Origin of the sequence: Eubacterium sp. AF34-35BH, from assembly GCF_003477765.1 — a bacterium.
Lineage (GTDB): Bacteria > Bacillota > Clostridia > Lachnospirales > Lachnospiraceae > Eubacterium_G.
In genome coordinates this window covers 39,562-55,376 of sequence record NZ_QUDZ01000006.1, presented here as the reverse complement: position 1 = coordinate 55,376, position 15,815 = coordinate 39,562, and the positions used below count along the sequence as shown (strand labels likewise).

At 33.1% G+C, this 15,815-nt stretch carries 13 protein-coding genes, 1 pseudogene and 1 riboswitch; of the genes and pseudogenes, 2 read left to right on the top strand and 12 right to left on the bottom strand.

Annotated features, from left to right (window positions below; all coding sequences use genetic code 11):
* Nucleotides 1-85: 85 nt before the first annotated feature.
* The 5 genes from DWZ69_RS08100 to DWZ69_RS08070 all read right to left on the bottom strand — a co-directional run bounded on the left by DWZ69_RS08100 (nucleotide 86) and on the right by DWZ69_RS08070 (nucleotide 6,273).
* Nucleotides 86-1,945, bottom strand: coding sequence for an ABC-F family ATP-binding cassette domain-containing protein (locus DWZ69_RS08100; protein WP_118436669.1), 1,860 nt, complete (start codon nucleotides 1,943-1,945; stop codon nucleotides 86-88).
* Nucleotides 1,946-2,368: 423 nt separating this feature from the next.
* Nucleotides 2,369-2,830, bottom strand: a complete 462-nt coding sequence (locus tag DWZ69_RS08090) for an Hsp20/alpha crystallin family protein (protein ID WP_117999711.1) — start codon at nucleotides 2,828-2,830, stop codon at nucleotides 2,369-2,371.
* Between the two features lie 459 nt (nucleotides 2,831-3,289).
* Nucleotides 3,290-4,636 (bottom strand): MATE family efflux transporter, encoded by a 1,347-nt coding sequence (locus DWZ69_RS08080; protein WP_118436665.1) that lies wholly within the window; start codon nucleotides 4,634-4,636, stop codon nucleotides 3,290-3,292.
* Between the two features lie 10 nt (nucleotides 4,637-4,646).
* Complete coding sequence (locus DWZ69_RS08075; protein ID WP_117999709.1) at nucleotides 4,647-5,765, bottom strand: metallophosphoesterase; 1,119 nt, start codon at nucleotides 5,763-5,765, stop codon at nucleotides 4,647-4,649.
* A gap of 58 nt (nucleotides 5,766-5,823) precedes the next feature.
* Nucleotides 5,824-6,273, bottom strand: a complete 450-nt coding sequence (locus tag DWZ69_RS08070; RefSeq protein WP_117999708.1) for a flavodoxin — start codon at nucleotides 6,271-6,273, stop codon at nucleotides 5,824-5,826.
* Between the two features lie 325 nt (nucleotides 6,274-6,598).
* Between DWZ69_RS08070 and DWZ69_RS08065 the strand changes: the two genes are divergently transcribed.
* Together DWZ69_RS08065 and DWZ69_RS08060 are read left to right on the top strand one after the other, a co-directional pair.
* Nucleotides 6,599-7,039: a MarR family transcriptional regulator gene (locus DWZ69_RS08065; RefSeq protein WP_117999707.1), complete on the top strand. Its 441-nt coding sequence runs from the start codon at nucleotides 6,599-6,601 to the stop codon at nucleotides 7,037-7,039.
* Nucleotides 7,039-8,328: a cytidylate kinase family protein gene (locus DWZ69_RS08060; RefSeq protein ID WP_117999706.1), complete on the top strand. Its 1,290-nt coding sequence runs from the start codon at nucleotides 7,039-7,041 to the stop codon at nucleotides 8,326-8,328. The genes DWZ69_RS08065 and DWZ69_RS08060 overlap by 1 nt, the downstream gene beginning before the upstream one ends.
* A 195-nt stretch (nucleotides 8,329-8,523) precedes the next feature.
* Here DWZ69_RS08060 and DWZ69_RS08055 read toward each other — a convergent pair whose 3' ends face one another.
* From DWZ69_RS08055 to DWZ69_RS08020, 7 genes and pseudogenes are all read right to left on the bottom strand, one after another.
* Nucleotides 8,524-8,952, bottom strand: coding sequence for an SseB family protein (locus tag DWZ69_RS08055; RefSeq protein ID WP_022164912.1), 429 nt, complete (start codon nucleotides 8,950-8,952; stop codon nucleotides 8,524-8,526).
* Between the two features lie 246 nt (nucleotides 8,953-9,198).
* Entirely contained in the window at nucleotides 9,199-9,663 is a 465-nt protein-coding gene (gene ribE, locus DWZ69_RS08050) for a 6,7-dimethyl-8-ribityllumazine synthase (protein WP_022164913.1), read from the bottom strand.
* 253 nt (nucleotides 9,664-9,916) lie between these two features.
* Nucleotides 9,917-11,119 (bottom strand): bifunctional 3,4-dihydroxy-2-butanone-4-phosphate synthase/GTP cyclohydrolase II, encoded by a 1,203-nt coding sequence (locus DWZ69_RS08045; RefSeq protein WP_118436663.1) that lies wholly within the window; start codon nucleotides 11,117-11,119, stop codon nucleotides 9,917-9,919.
* A gap of 18 nt (nucleotides 11,120-11,137) precedes the next feature.
* Nucleotides 11,138-11,842, bottom strand: coding sequence for a riboflavin synthase (ribE, locus tag DWZ69_RS08040; RefSeq protein ID WP_118436661.1), 705 nt, complete (start codon nucleotides 11,840-11,842; stop codon nucleotides 11,138-11,140).
* A pseudogene (ribD, locus tag DWZ69_RS08035) lies at nucleotides 11,805-12,936 on the bottom strand (bifunctional diaminohydroxyphosphoribosylaminopyrimidine deaminase/5-amino-6-(5-phosphoribosylamino)uracil reductase RibD). The gene ribE (DWZ69_RS08040) and the pseudogene ribD overlap by 38 nt, the downstream one beginning before the upstream one ends.
* 267 nt (nucleotides 12,937-13,203) lie before the next feature.
* A riboswitch (FMN riboswitch) is annotated at nucleotides 13,204-13,318 on the bottom strand.
* Between the two features lie 54 nt (nucleotides 13,319-13,372).
* Nucleotides 13,373-14,473 (bottom strand): acyltransferase, encoded by a 1,101-nt coding sequence (locus DWZ69_RS08030; RefSeq protein WP_118436657.1) that lies wholly within the window; start codon nucleotides 14,471-14,473, stop codon nucleotides 13,373-13,375.
* Between the two features lie 352 nt (nucleotides 14,474-14,825).
* Nucleotides 14,826-15,728 carry a leucine-rich repeat domain-containing protein gene (locus DWZ69_RS08020; RefSeq protein WP_118436655.1) on the bottom strand — a complete coding sequence of 301 codons (903 nt, stop codon included), beginning with the start codon at nucleotides 15,726-15,728 and terminating at the stop codon, nucleotides 14,826-14,828.
* Nucleotides 15,729-15,815: the final 87 nt, after the last annotated feature.

Below are 15,815 nucleotides of genomic sequence, written 5' to 3'. Positions count from 1 at the left end.
CTTTATAAATTAACTATAGCACGTATAAAAAGCTGTTGCAAATTTGCAATTTTCCACGATTCATCGTTTAACATATATTCCTTTACTACTGATTTTCAATTTTTTTTGCTAACTCTTCCAAATATTCCCAACGATCCATTTTTTCCATCAACAGCATTTCCGCAGCTTCCTTTTCTTCCAGTAATTCTCTTAATTTTACAGAATTGGTTGCATTTTTGTTCATTTCCATATCAAGGTTTTCCAACTTTTCTTCCAGTTTTGCAATATCCTCTTCTATTGTTTCATACTCTCTTTGCTCATTGTAAGAAAATTTTAATTTTTTATTTTTATGTTTATAAGATTCCTTTTTTTCATTACCGGATAACTTGTTTTCTTTACCACTTCCCCATTTTTTTTGTTCAGGCAGACTTTGGTTACTATTAGCTAACTCTTTTTCAGCTTTCTTCTTATTAATATAGTCTGTATAACCACCTTCATACTGACTAATTACTCCATTTCCCTCAAATGCGAAAATTCTTCTCACCACTCTATCAAGAAAATATCTATCATGGGATACTGTAATTACAATGCCATCAAAACTATCCAAATAATCTTCTAATATTGTCATTGTTTCAATATCTAAATCATTTGTAGGTTCATCTAAAATAAGTACGTTAGGTGCCTCCATAAGTACCCTTAAAAGGTTAAGTCTTCGTCTTTCTCCACCGGACAATTTTTCTATTTTGCTATACTGTTGAGATGATGGAAATAGAAATCTTTCAAGCATTGTCGATGCCGATACAAGTCCATCCTCTGTACGAACAAATTCCGCTGTGTTTTTTATGTAATCAATAACTTTTTCCTGTGGATCCATGTAAGCAATTCCACCTTGTTGGTCTGTCTCAATTTCCTGTGTATAGTAGCCGATTTTGATAGTCTGTCCAATTGTTACAGTTCCACTGTCAGGTTTAATTCTACCATCAATAATTTTCATTAAAGTTGTTTTACCGCAACCATTTTTTCCTACGAAACCAACTCTGTCACCTTTTAAGAAATTGTATGAGAAATCCTTAATTAAAACTGTATCATCACCGTAAGTTTTTGAAATTTTATCAAGCTCAATTGTAGTTTTTCCCATTCTTGACTTAATACTGCTTAATTCAATTTTATCATCTTCAACTATTCCTTTTTGATTCTTAAGGTTTTCATAGCGCTGTATATGAGCTTTTTGTTTTGTTGATCTTGCTCTTGCGCCACGCTGCATCCACTGAATTTCCTTACGGAGAATACTTTGTCTTTTGCGTTCACTTGCTCTTTCGCTATCTTCTCTTTCTGCCTTACGCTGTAAAAACCCCGAATACTTTTCGTTGTAGCTGTAAATTTTTCCTTTGTCTAACTCAATAATTCTGTTAGTAACGCTATCTAAAAAATATCTGTCATGTGTAACCATAACCAACGCCCCTTTAAATGCACGCAATTGATTCTCCAACCATTCTGCCATTTCACTGTCTAAATGGTTTGTAGGCTCGTCTAGAATTAAAATATCGCAAGGTGTAATAAGCACAGAAACTAAAGCAAGTCTTTTTCTTTGACCACCGGACAATTCACCTGTTTTTTGTTCAAAATTATTTATGCCAAGTCTTGTCATCATGGCTTTCGCCTTAACTAACTCGTCTTCGTTTGCATGATGATGTACCATATTCTGCACACTTTCAATTACTGTGTCATCTTCATTAAACTGTGGATTCTGTGGCAGATAATGTATCATCAAATTAGATGCCTTTATGACATTTCCACTGTCAGGTACTTCTAAGCCTGCCATAATTTTTAGCAGTGTTGATTTTCCTGTCCCATTTATGCCAATGATTCCAACTTTTTCTCCTTCATGAAGATAAAAACTTGCGTCATCAAATAAATTTCTTTCTGTGTATGAATGTGTAATGTTTTCTAATGATAAAATATTCACTTAATGCCTCTTTTCATAAAATTTTTGTTGTCTATAATTCACTAAACTTTTTTGCTACTAGTATAACACATATGTAGAAAACCGTAACAATAAACAGAACCGTTTTAGCTTAATTTTATGCTGGGAAATATTTAGACAGTTGTATGATTTTTGACAAATTCTTCAGGTGCCCATTCAACTGATTTACAGTCACCTGAAACTGTGGAACATTTATGTTCTAAATGTGATAAGTACTCTGAACATTGGAAACCTGTTGCAGAAAAATTATGGAATGAAAATAAATAGTTTTTAATTCATACACTCTACTGTGCCCTGTATGTTGTCCACAAACATACGGAGCACAAAAAACCTAGGACACATTATTGTAGTCCTAGGTTTTTTCATTTATTGCTTATTCTCTAAACAACCATATGAAGAATTTATTTATCCTTCAATTTCTATAAATTTTTCTTTTTCTTCAACCTGTTTGTTTTCTTTTGGAACTGTGAAAGACAAAATTCCGTTTTCATATTTAGGATGAACATCCTGAACAGTTACATGATCACCAACATAGAAACTTCTTGTTAGGCTACCTGCATAACGTTCACGTCTTACATATTTACCCTTCTTATCTTTCTCGTCCTTGTCTAATCCTTTAGCTGCATTAATTGTTAATACACCATTTTCAAGTTTCATCTTTATTTCGTCTTTTTTGAATCCTGGAAGATCCATAGAAACTTCATAGCCATTCTCTGTGTCCTTAACATCAGTCTTCATTAAATTTTTAGCATGTTTACCATACAATTTCTTGTCAACATCTGGGAACTCTGGGAATTCAAAGCCTCTTGAAAAATCATCCATAAAGTCATCAAATAAGTTTTCTCCAAAAATACTAGGCATCATCATAAGTCATCTCTCCTTCCATATTACATAACTAAAACTTAATTTGTCATGCGCTACAGCGTAGCGACTAATTTGTTGTGCGCCATCACGTTGAGACCTTTTAGCCTTTTTGTATTTATCTTTGTACCTTTTTCTTTGTACAATTATGTTATAGTCCTTTTTGTTAGCACTGTCAAGAGGTGAGTGCTAATTTTTTTGTGAATTTTTTGTGAACTTTCCAATTTGTGCTTTCAGCCTGTGAGTCTATTTTCCGTAAACTGACACTAAAATGTCATACGCCTTTCCATATGCTGCTTCCCAATTAATTATAACCTTGTTAATCATGTATGTTTTCTCAAGGTCAATTATAAGCCATGCATCATCTGCAAAATTTAATGACCATCTTGAATCATTATTTCCACTTCCATCTGCCTCATAATCCTTTGCGTTATAGGCATAAGCAAAAGCACCGGAACGCCCATTTTATAAGGGTTTCCCAGTGCTTTTATTAATAAATTTGTATCCTAATATGCCCGTCAAATCCGATAAAAACCAACCAATTGGTATGGCTACCCAAATACCAATTACTCCTATAACCGGTATTTTTGATAAATAATATGCTAAAACAACTCGTGTTCCAAGAGAAATTATTGTAAGAATTACTGACATTAATGGCTTATTTATAGCCCTATAAAAACCGTAAAGCATAAATAAAATTCCAATTCCTACATAAAAGGCACCTTCTATTCTTAAATAAGTCACTCCCGTACTTATAACTGCTGCACTCTTACTGCTTACAAATATTGACATAAGTGGTCTTGCAAATATAAATACCAAAGCACTTATTCCCAGGCAAAATAGGACTACACTAATACCTGCTTTTTTTACACCTTCTTTAATTCGCTGCTTTTGATTGGCACCATAATTTTGGGCTACGAAAACAGAAAAGGCATTTCCAAAATCCTGTGCCGGCATATAGGCAATGGTATCAATTTTCACCGCCACCGCAAATGCCGCCATTACATTTTGTCCAAATCCATTAACTATTCCCTGAACCATAAGTATGCCAAGGTTCATCACTGACTGCTGAATACAGGTGTAACCTGATAGTGACAGGATATTTTTAAAATTGCTTTTGCTCCACCTGCAATCTTCTTTTCTGACTCTGTATTCCGGATATTTTATTATGTAATATATCAATATTCCAAGCCCTGCAATATACTGGGAAATTACCGTAGCAACTGCTGCTCCCATTATTCCCATGCCAAGTCCAATTACAAAATATAAATCGAGTATTATATTTAACACCACTGAAACGCCAAGAAAAATTAAAGGTGTTACAGAATTGCCAACTGCCCTTAACAGGTTGGAACAATAGTTGTAAATATACGTTGCAAAAAATCCTATAAATACATAAAACAAATATGTCCGCATATCAGCAAATGTGTTATCTGGCACATTTAAAGCCTTTATAATTTTATCTAAAAAAGTGTATGAAATTATTATCAGTATTATTGTCAGACCACAGGTAATTTCTGAAGATATAACAATTCCGTTTCTAATTGTTCTATTATCTTTGTTTCCAAACGCCATTGAAATAAAAGTGCTGCTTCCCAAAGATAACCCTATAATAATGGATGTAAGAAACGTCATTAAAGTATATGACGAGCCAACTGCTGCTAAAGCGGTGTTGCCAATGAATCTTCCCACTACCCATGTATCGGCTAAGTTGTAAAACTGTTGCATTACATTTCCAAGCATCAATGGGATTGCAAATGCCCACAAGCCTTTTGAAATATTACCTTTTGTTAAATCTATGTTCTTTGCCATTATGTGTTCCTTATTTATTTTTTATATTTATAATCACATACTCCGAATGCTTTTCAGTTCTTATTGGATAGCCCCAACCTGCAATTCCTGATGTGACTATTTCGTTTAAATTACCTTCCTTCACATAACCATAATTCAAATCATTCATATGTAACATTGGCGAAATTAAGCCTATTGGTAAAATCTGACCTGCATGTGTATGACCTGATAAAATAATATCGCCACCGGCTTTCTTCACTTCACTATATTCACATGGCTGATGGTCTAAAACAATCCATTGCTTATTTTTATCCAGCCCTTTAGTCAAGGCAGTTATGTTCTTTCTAATGAAATTTCCATCGCCTCTGTCAGCTCTTCCAACAAGCACTAAATCATTGTTTATTTTTTCAACATTGTCTTCCAAAATTGTGATTCCATCTTTTGTTATCTCTTCTGCTAATGCTTTTGGTGTGTAATATGGTTTTGATGTATAATTATTTTTGTCATGATTTCCGTAAACATAATAAATTCCGTATTTATTATGTATACCACTTAAAGTCTTAAATGCCTCTTTCATTTGTGGTAACGTGGTACTTTCATCAACAAGGTCACCATCCAAAATAACAATGTCAGGACTTTCTTTATTTATTCTCTCAACAACTTTTTCCAACTGCTCCTTATTTAAAGTTATTCCATAATGAAGGTCTGAAATCAATGCCAGCTTATAGCCTTCACTTCTAATATTCTTCTCTGTAGTAACAGTATAATTTGTGGATATAACATTAAAAATATTAAAATATCCGTATGTTAAAATTGCCACTGTAAGAGCTATTGCGACTATGCCTGTTCTATGTAAAAAGCTCACAGCCTTCGGCATGTCATCATTCTTTCTCACTTTTTTTCCAATCCACATTATTAGATCTATGATAAGCAGGAATGCTGCCAAATGTAAAAGAACAAAAAACCAAGTTCCTTTCAATGCAACTGCCGGTGTTAAAATTAATACCGTACCAACTATTGCTGCTATGTTCTTTTTAGACTTTTTCATTTCGCCTTTGCAGAAATCAACTGCTCTGTAAATTTTTCTAAAAAGGTAAAATATTACCACTCCAATTGCAATAATTGGAAGCACAATCCAAATAAAAATCATAAATTCTTCATCCTTTTATAGTTTAACCATATTGCATAAATATTTTTAACCTTGGCAATTAAAACCAAGCCTTAACGCTTCCGTTTAATAACTTTCCTTTTCCCCAATTAATATTAGGGTATTCTTTTTGTAAGTTCTTTTCTACATTTTCGATTCCACTTCCACCTGATGTAGCAAATGGTATTACTGTCTTACCTGAAAAATCATAGCTGTCTAAAAATGTATCAATAATCTTTGGTTCAACATACCACCAAATTGGGAATCCAACTAATACTGTATCATACATGTCCATATTTTCAACCTGCTTTGCAATTTCAGGCCTGCTTGCAGGATCATTCATTTCTACAGAACTACGACTTTTCTTATCCATCCAATTTAAATCTGCTGATGTGTATTTTTCCTTTGGCTCAATTTCAAATACATCACCATCTACCTCTTTTGCTAACTTATTAGCTGTTTTTGCTGTTACTCCGCTTGCACTAAAATATGTTACTAATACTTTACTCATATGTATCACTCCTTCTTTGATTGATTCTATCAAAACCTAATCCCACACCATATTCAATATAACACTGACTTCTTTACCATGTCTAATACCTATTATACATATATGGATATGCCTTTTGTGTATCTTATTTGTAAACATTTTTTATGGAATAAACATTCTTCCATAATTCTGTTGCACAAAACTGTTCTACTATGAATGTGTACTCATTTTTCTCTATCTCATAGGATGCACACTTGTTCCCAGTTCTCTCATTTGACAAATTTTAACTTGTCGTTTATATTTAGTTAGGTTTCTAACAATTAGATTTCTAATTAAGGAGGTTACTATGCAGGAAACACTTCACTACCTATTGATGTCTGATCATCTAATGGTACAAAAAGCTTTGGTTGCAAGTGTAAAAGACACCGGGCTAACTCCCGGGCAACCGAAAATACTTGACTACTTGCTTCACCATGATGGGGCTATTCAAAAAGATATTGCCATGTTCTGTCACATTGAACCGGCATCTTTAACATCTATTTTAAACGGTATGGAAAAAAAGGGATATATTGAAAGAAAAACAGCAGGCAATAATCGCCGCTCACTTCATGTATACCTTACAAAAACCGGGAAAAAATACGCTGACCGTCTAAACCTTGAATTTGCAAAAATCGAAACAGATGCATTAAAAGGTTTTACTGAAGCAGAAACAAATCAGTTACATAATATGCTCTATCGCGTATATGAAAATATGGCAAATACTAAAAAGAAAGAAGGCTTGAATTAATGAAACATTTAAAAATCAGAATACCAATGTATTTTATTGGACTTTTTATAATGACTATTGGTATTGCACTTTCCGTAAAATCTAATCTTGGTGTATCACCTGTTAGTTCTATTCCTTACACTATTACCTGTGTATGGGGTATCGAAATGGGAAAGGCAACTATTCTTTTCCACATCATACTGGTAATTCTTCAGATTTTACTACTTAGAAAAAATTTTAAACCGGTGCAGTTATTACAGGTTCCTGTTGGCGTAGTATTTGGATACTTTACAACTTTTTGTAACTATATGGTATCTTTTCTTCCAACACCTGAGAATTTAGCAATTCGTATTTTTATGGTACTTTTAAGCACTGTATTTGTGGCATTTGGTATTTTTCTATATTTACCGGCAGATTTGATTCCACTTGCAGGAGAGGGCTGTATGCAGGCTGTTTCTTCTGTTACCCGTATTGAATTTTCAAAAGTAAAAATTGGTTTCGACTGTACAATGGTTGTAGTATCAGCCGTTACATGTCTTGGTGCATTACATAGCCTTGGCAGTGTTGGTATAGGTACAATTATTGCTGCCATCTTAGTTGGTACATTAGTAGGTGTTGTTAATCGTGCTTTCGGTAAACAGCGTGATAAATTACTTGGTAAAACCGACGAAGCCGCTGTATCCGATGATGAATTTACTTCAAATTATGTAATTACCATTTCACGAGAATTTGGAAGTGGTGGTAGAGAAATTGGTAAGATTTTGGCAAAACAGCTTGGTTTTGATTACTATGACTCAGAACTCATACGACTTGTTGCTGAAAAAAGTGGTTACTCACCTGAATTTGTAGAGAAAAATGAACAGGTTCTTAAAAATCCTGTTCTCCATGATTTCTTTGCCTGGTATGGCGAGCCACTGGAAGAAACAGAACTACCTAAAGTAAATCAGCTTTTTATTAAAGAATCTGAACTTATACGTGAGATTTCACAGAAAGGTCCATGCATTATTGTTGGTCGACTTGCCAATTACATGTTAAAAGAACTGCCTACTGCATACCATGTATTCATCAGTGCTGATACTGCCGCTGAAATAGCCAGAGTTTCAGCTCGTGATAACATTTCAGAAAAGGCTGCTAAGGCTAAAGTTAAAAAAGTAAACCATGAACGTGCTGTTCACTGTAAATATTTTACTAAAACAGACTGGGGTAATGTTAAAAACTATGATTTGTGTATTAAGTCCGATGACTTTGGCGTTGATGAAACAGCACAAATTATTAAAACTCTTTTCCAAAAGAAAATGAATATAGAATAAAAAATTATAAAGAATATAATTTACTAACTTACAGGTCAAATGCGTGTTTGCTAGTGTAATTATATTTTTAAACAACAAGCATTCATAAACTACTAACAATAATGGTTAAGTATTCGTACCATTTTAGTAATTTATGACTGCTTGTTTTTTATCTATTGTATTCTTCCCATTTATGAATTAACAACCTGTCCTGTTTTACACAATGTTTCCTAATACAATATTAATTAATTTCTTATTTAGCATTATTGTTTTGTTCCATGGATTAAAAATTACACCTTCAATATCATTTGCACTTAAAGATGATTTCAACAATTGATCCATGTCTGCAAGGAATGTGGACATTACCTGATTTCCACCTTTCATTTCCTCATCAAAACTTGTAAACGCTGCCCACCATTTCTTGCCATCAGGAGTTTCCACAACCTGTAATCTTATCTGATTATCTCCCCTTGGTGGCTCCACAGCTATAATCATCTGTGCTTTCTTTGTCATTGTTCTACGAATAACCGTAAGAGTATGTGCCAACATTTCATAGCTACTTTCTTTTTGTAGTGCCTCAATAGCTTCCTCGATTCTGTAGTTTTCTTTTAACCCTGCATCGATTTTTTCATTGTCCCTGTGCATAAAATTTCACCCCTTTGTACTTTCATTTCTTCCGAAATTTACCTTTGCTATTTAAATTTGAATCCGATAAAATCCAATATTTTTGCAACATTATTGTTTAAAATTAAATCCTGGTTAAAATTTAAATCATACTTTTTTATTATGATTAGTATACCACCAACAGATGTTTTTTTCAGCAGAAAATCTCACTATTTTGCATTTAGGTTGTAATTATTTTATGCAATTTTTTAAATTTGTAAATTAATATTATTTTATTTTTCTAATTAGATTTACCATTTCAATAGCGCCAAGTGCACACTCGTATCCTTTGTTTCCAGCCTTGCTTCCTGAACGTTCAATTGCCTGTTCAATATTTTCTGTAGTAATTACACCAAACATTACAGGTATATCATTTTCCATTGAAACTGCTGCAATACCTTTTGATACTTCATTGCAAACATAATCATAGTGACTTGTGCTTCCTCTAATAACAGCTCCTAAACAAATTACAGCATCATATTTTCTGCTTTTTGCCATTTTTGATGCAACAAGTGGAATTTCAAAAGCACCTGGCACCCATGCAACGTCTACATCATCTTCGTTTACATCATGTCTTACCAAACCGTCAATTGCTCCACTAAGCAATTTTGATGTAATGAACTCATTAAACCTTGCCACTACAATTCCAACTTTCATGCCTTCTGCTACTACTTTTCCTTCTAAAATATTCATTTTCTTTCCTACCTTTCATATCTTAATATATCAACACTATCCCCTATTCTCTGCCCAGCTAAATACTTTATCGAAAGCACGCTCCCGCTGCGTTCCGCTCGTAGCGGTCCTATAAAGCCGACTACGCTGCCTTTATGGACCGACGGCTCCACAGCACTTTCTTATAAAGTCTTTAGCTGTGCAGAGAATATTTTTAGTTGTTGTTTTTACTTATTTATTTTTGTCTTTGATTATTTATTAATCTTCTCTTTTATTATTTGTACTGGAGAATATGTCCCATTTTGTATTGTTTTGTTTTTAAGTAATATAAGTCATATTCTGTTGCGTCCATTTGAATTGGAACTCGTTTAGATATTTCCATTCCAAATTCTTCTAACTGGTATACTTTGTCAGGATTATTTGTTAAAAGTTTCAAACCTTTTACGCCTAAATCTCTTAGTATCTGAGCGCCGATATAGTATTCTCGCTCGTCTCCTTTGAATCCTAATGCTAAATTTGCTTCCAAAGTATCCATGCCTTTTTCCTGAAGCTCGTATGCTTTTAATTTATTTATCAAGCCAATGCCTCTACCTTCCTGTCGCATATAAAGTAAAATTCCTCTGCCTTCTTTTTCAATTTGAGTCATTGCGGCAGCAAACTGCTGTCCACAGTCACATCTAAGGGAACCAAAAGTATCACCTGTAAGACATTCTGAATGAACTCTGCAAAGAACGTCTTTACCATCTCCAATATCACCTTTTACTAACGCAATATGGTGTTCACCGTTTAATTTATTTACATATCCATATGCTGTAAACTCACCATATTTTGTTGGCATTTTTGTAACTGTCACTCTATCCACTAATTTTTCGTGTACTTTTCTGTAGTGCTGTAAATCTTTAATGCTAATCATTTTGATATTCATATCCTTAGCCAACTGAACTAATTCTTTAGTTCTCATCATTGTGCCGTCTTCACGCATAATTTCACAGCAAAGTCCACATTCCTTTAGACCTGCCAATCTGCACAAATCCACTGTGGCTTCTGTGTGGCCGTTTCTTTCTAACACGCCATTATCTTTTGCCAAAAGTGGAAACATATGTCCCGGTCTTCTGAAATCTTCCGGTTTTGCATTTTCGTCAACACACTTCATAGCTGTAATTGAACGTTCTGCTGCTGAAATTCCTGTTGTTGTATCTACCCCATCAATTGAAACTGTAAAAGCTGTTTCATGATTATCTGTATTATTTGTAACCATTTGAGGAATTCTAAGTTTTTCCACATACTCCTTTGACATTGGCATACAAATAAGTCCCTTTCCATAAGTTGCCATAAAATTAATATTTTTAGTTGTGGCAAACTCTGCTGCACATATAAAATCTCCTTCATTTTCTCTGTCAGGATCATCTGTTACTAAAATAATTTTTCCATTTTTTAATTCTTCTAAAGCTTCTTCTACTGTATTAAACTGATACATTTTCTACCTCTCTTTCTATCAAAAACCATGCTTACTTAAAAACTCCATAGTTATTCCTGAATGGCTTTTTGTTTGCTTATTGTCTGATGACTCATTATTTTTTAATGATTGATTATGACACTCAACCACACCTCCGCCAAAGCTAATCAACCGTTCCACATATTTTCCAATAATGTCATTTTCCAAATTAACAACATCACCAACTTTTTTATCTTTTAAAATCGTTACCTGAACTGTATGTGGAATTGCTGAGATTGCGAAATTCTCATTACTCACTTTTGCAACAGTAAGGCTGATTCCGTCTATTGTTATGGAACCTTTTTCTACGATATATTTAAGTATTGTAGGGGCTGTCTTAATGGTGTACCAAATTGCATTATCGTCTTTTTCTATTTTTGCGATTGTGCCTACACCATCCACATGACCTGAAACTATGTGACCACCAAATCGTCCATTAGCAGCCATTGCTCTTTCTAAATTTACCCTACTGCCGGTTTTCAGATTATTTAAAGATGAACGTCTCAAAGTTTCATGCATTACATCAGCTTTGAAAAACTGACTTTCTATTTCAGTTACTGTTAAGCAAATTCCATTTACTGCAATGCTGTCACCAATTTTTGTTTCTTCTAAAACTTTTGTAGCACTAATAGTTAATATTGCTGAGTTGGCAGATTTTCTTATGGTTTTAACAGTCCCCATTTCCTCTATAATTCCTGTAAACATTAGCCTCACTCCTTTATGTAACTTTCAATTAAAATATCTTCACCAAGAATGCTGACCTTACTTTTTTCAAGTTTTAAGCTTTCGGCTGGCAACTTAAATCCCTGTCCTTCAACCGGTGTCTTGGCATCTTTCCCGCCAAAAATTTTAGGTGCAATGTAAATTTCTGTTTTATTAACAAGTCCCTTGGATACCATTGACCAGTTAAGAGTTCCACCACCTTCAACAATGACACTGTCAATATTCATCTCCCCTATTTTTTTCATCAGGCTTTCCAAACTTACTTTGCCATTTTCATCAGGTAGCTGAAGAATTTTGCATCCTAGCTCTTCATAAATTTTCACCTTTTCTTCTTCAACATTTCCCGTTGCAATTATTGTTTGAATATCTTTTGCTGACTGTACAATATTCGATTCAATAGGTGTTCTTAAATTAGTATCACATATAATTCTTGTTGGATTTACACCTTCAGGGATTCTGCAGGTAAGCATTGGATTATCTTCCAACACTGTTTTAACCCCTACCATAATTCCACTGTATCTATGTCTATTATTATGTACATGCTCTCTGGCTTTTTCCCCTGTAATCCACTTAGACTCTCCTGTGTAAGTAGCAATTTTCCCATCAATAGTCATTGCATATTTTAAAATTACATACGGTGTTTTTGTTTGAATATAGTGGAAAAAAACTTTATTTAAACTGTCACATTCTTCTTTTAAAATATGGGGTTCAACTTCTATTCCATTATCCTGTAAAATCTTAATTCCTTTGCCTGCTACTAATGGATTAGGATCATCTGAACCTACACAAACTTTCTTTATACCAGCCTGAATAATTGCATCAACACATGGTGGCTGTTTTCCTTTGTGACAACAAGGCTCCAATGTAACATACATGGTAGCTCCGGTCACATCATCAGTGGCGTTTGCAAGAGCATCTCTTTCCGCATGCAAGTCACCATACTTGTGGTGGTAGCCTTTGCCAATAACTTTTCCATTTTTCACAATAACGGCACCTACCATTGGATTCGGCGATGTATAACCCATTCCTTTTTTTGCTAAATCCAGTGCCATTCTCATATAATATTCAGAATTCATTTTTCACCTCCTGATTTTTTATAATCGAAAAGCCCTGAGCATATGCTCAGGGCTTTCGAATAATCTAAGTTACTTAATTAATTCTTGTTAATACTGATTAACATTTAAGTAAATTATTGAAGTAATTATTAACATTATTTCATTTTAAATTTGCTATATGATAATTACTAATTTTGAACATATCTGCCAAACATATTATTATTCAAAAAAAACTCTGGAAATATCTTTCCAGAGCATATAACTATCAATATAAATTTTAAATTTATTCCATATCTTCTTTCATCCAGACTTTACTGTCGGCTTCGGAGTTTCACCGAATCATGCCTTCCGGCTCGTGGGCTTTACCACCGGTAGGGAATCGCACCCTGCCCTGAAGATTTATTCAATTTTCATTTAAGACTATACTCTACATATATCTAAATGTCAACTTTATTTTTTAATACAATTCCTTGTTTAATATTTTTATATTCCTTAATTTGCTAATTACTACCTTATTCAAAAATTTTTCACATATAATGTCTATGCACGCACATACAATAAAAATCAAAATAACACTTGTGATTGCACTCACTATTAACATTGCTCCACCTTCCAAATACTTTTCCGGACACTTGATAATATCATTCCATAAAAAGTATCTCATCGTGTCACTGTTAGCATGTATCAATAAAATACCGAATGTTGTTTTTGACAATGTATTAATTATTTTGCTATTTTTAATATTTATGTTCTTAAATAAGATAAATAACATAATTGCCATTGTAATAGCCATAAATTTATTAGCTCCAATGACAAAATGATATATATCAATTTTCATTGTGTAATTAAACACATAGATGCTAATACATATTACTACAGCAGAAATAATTGTGCCTACTAATCCCACTCTAAAATTATCCCATTTTTTATTACCATATTTTCTTATAAAAGCCCCAATTAAATATACTGTAATGTACCATCCCAATCCTTCAAAATTGTCTCTAACAAATAAATATCCCTCACTGTCTATCTGAAAAAAGAACGTGCTAAAAATAGAATATAATGCTATTAAAATAGATAGTAATATAATCATTTCCTTTTTATTCATAGCATTTATAAGCTTATTAATAAAAGGAATCAACAAAAATAATGCCAAATATAAAGCTACAAAACTATCATATCCTGTTCCATAGTTTTTTATAAAAGGAACAAATCCATACAACAGATTATATTTTCCTAAAGGATAATATCCTGCAATCAGAAAAGCCCCATTAATTACCAGAAAGTAAAAAGCATATTTCACAACCAAATTACACCACTTTAATAATGTGACTGATTGTTTACACATAAAAAAACCTGTTATGATTATAAAGCCATCAATAGCAATCTTTCCACCACATCCGAATATTTCTATCCCTATCATTTTTGCTGACATTTTAGCTGGTGTAAAGAACGCTTTTATACCGGAATTTACCACATAATGATGTGCTATTACCATTATAATCAAAACAATTCTCAACAACTCTATATTTGATTTTCTCATTTTTTTTATTTCCATTTTTCACTCTTCCCTCCTAAATTTTGACAATTATCTTTAATTATAACACACAATAGTCTATGTTCAATAAATTCTTAGAAACACCAGCTAATAACACCAAATTTCAAATTTCTACAAGAAAGGATGTCGCTTACGACATTCTACGCACCGAGTGCGTGTTGCTTTAGCAACATTTTTCCTTTCGCGCGAGTGGGCATCCATAGTGGAACGTTTTTTATATAATAAGAAATTTTGAAGGAATTTCTTATTATATAACAAAGCTCTGGAAATACATTTCCAGAGCTTCTAATTATCAATATAAATTTAAAATTTATATTATTAGTTATTAATACACTCTCTTTATAAGCTATCTTTATAATTTCACAACATTGCTCCATTTTGTGTACAATGTCTTGCCACCTTTTTTTCTATACGCTCTATATTGGAATATGCTTTTTACGTCTTTAGGTGCAATTTTATTTTTGCTTACAAACTTGCCCATTTTTCTGTCAAGTTTACCATAACTTGGAATGTAACTTTTTTTAGTTTTCTCCACAAAAGTCTTTTTGATTTTTTTATTCTTTTTACTACTAATAGTTATTTTTACCTGATAACCTTTAGCTGTGTCAACATCATTCCAAGTAAATGGATATAACATATAAGGCTTTATCTTTTTAAAAGATTTAGTGTAGCTTATTTTTGTAACAGTATTCAATGCTCTTTCAGCCATTTTCACTGAATTGGGCAAATAAATTTTCTTTACTTTGGCTGTGTAGAAAGCATTTTTTCCAATGTTTTTTACTTTAGGACCTTTAACTGTCTTAAGTTTGCCACAGTTTGCAAAAGCCTCTTTTCCAACATCTTTAACATTTTTTAAATTGATTTTTGTTAGATAATTACATTCTGAAAATGCATAGTCTTTTATTTTGTTTACATTATTTAAGTCGATATTCTTTATGTAACTTCCTGCAAATGCATGTTCTGCTATCACTTTAACTTTCTTAGGAACCGTTATATCTACAACTCCGCAACCGGCAAATGCATAAGTACCTATTGAAGTAATGTTGTCTTCCATTTTGATAGTTTTCAACTGTGCATTATTAAATGCATGTTCCGCTATTTTCTCAACTGTTTCAGGGATGGTATAGCTACCACCAATATTCTTTTGTCTTGGATAATAAAGTATAGTCTTTTTGTCTTTTGAAAATAAAATTCCATCTTCTGACATATACTTAGGATTGTCTTTATCAACATTTACACTTTCAATGCTATTCATTGTCCAATGCCAAATTTCATCTATACTTCCGGTATAATTTTTGTCTATTGTTATTACTCTGTAATCTGAGCCATGCTAAATTTTATC

What these genes read in the sequence shown, in the direction of transcription:
- DWZ69_RS08090 (WP_117999711.1), bottom strand. Translation starts at nt 2,830, where the DNA reads ATGATGATGCCTAGTATTTTTGGAGAAAACTTATTTGATGACTTTATG.
- DWZ69_RS08080 (WP_118436665.1), bottom strand. Translation starts at nt 4,636, where the DNA reads ATGGCAAAGAACATAGATTTAACAAAAGGTAATATTTCAAAAGGCTTG.
- DWZ69_RS08075 (WP_117999709.1), bottom strand. Translation starts at nt 5,765, where the DNA reads ATGATTTTTATTTGGATTGTGCTTCCAATTATTGCAATTGGAGTGGTA.
- DWZ69_RS08070 (WP_117999708.1), bottom strand. Translation starts at nt 6,273, where the DNA reads ATGAGTAAAGTATTAGTAACATATTTTAGTGCAAGCGGAGTAACAGCA.
- DWZ69_RS08065 (WP_117999707.1), top strand. Translation starts at nt 6,599, where the DNA reads ATGCAGGAAACACTTCACTACCTATTGATGTCTGATCATCTAATGGTA.
- DWZ69_RS08060 (WP_117999706.1), top strand. Translation starts at nt 7,039, where the DNA reads ATGAAACATTTAAAAATCAGAATACCAATGTATTTTATTGGACTTTTT.
- DWZ69_RS08055 (WP_022164912.1), bottom strand. Translation starts at nt 8,952, where the DNA reads ATGCACAGGGACAATGAAAAAATCGATGCAGGGTTAAAAGAAAACTAC.
- ribE (WP_022164913.1), bottom strand. Translation starts at nt 9,663, where the DNA reads ATGAATATTTTAGAAGGAAAAGTAGTAGCAGAAGGCATGAAAGTTGGA.
- DWZ69_RS08045 (WP_118436663.1), bottom strand. Translation starts at nt 11,119, where the DNA reads ATGTATCAGTTTAATACAGTAGAAGAAGCTTTAGAAGAATTAAAAAAT.
- ribE (WP_118436661.1), bottom strand. Translation starts at nt 11,842, where the DNA reads ATGTTTACAGGAATTATAGAGGAAATGGGGACTGTTAAAACCATAAGA.
- DWZ69_RS08030 (WP_118436657.1), bottom strand. Translation starts at nt 14,473, where the DNA reads ATGGAAATAAAAAAAATGAGAAAATCAAATATAGAGTTGTTGAGAATT.
- DWZ69_RS08020 (WP_118436655.1), bottom strand. Translation starts at nt 15,728, where the DNA reads ATGAATAGCATTGAAAGTGTAAATGTTGATAAAGACAATCCTAAGTAT.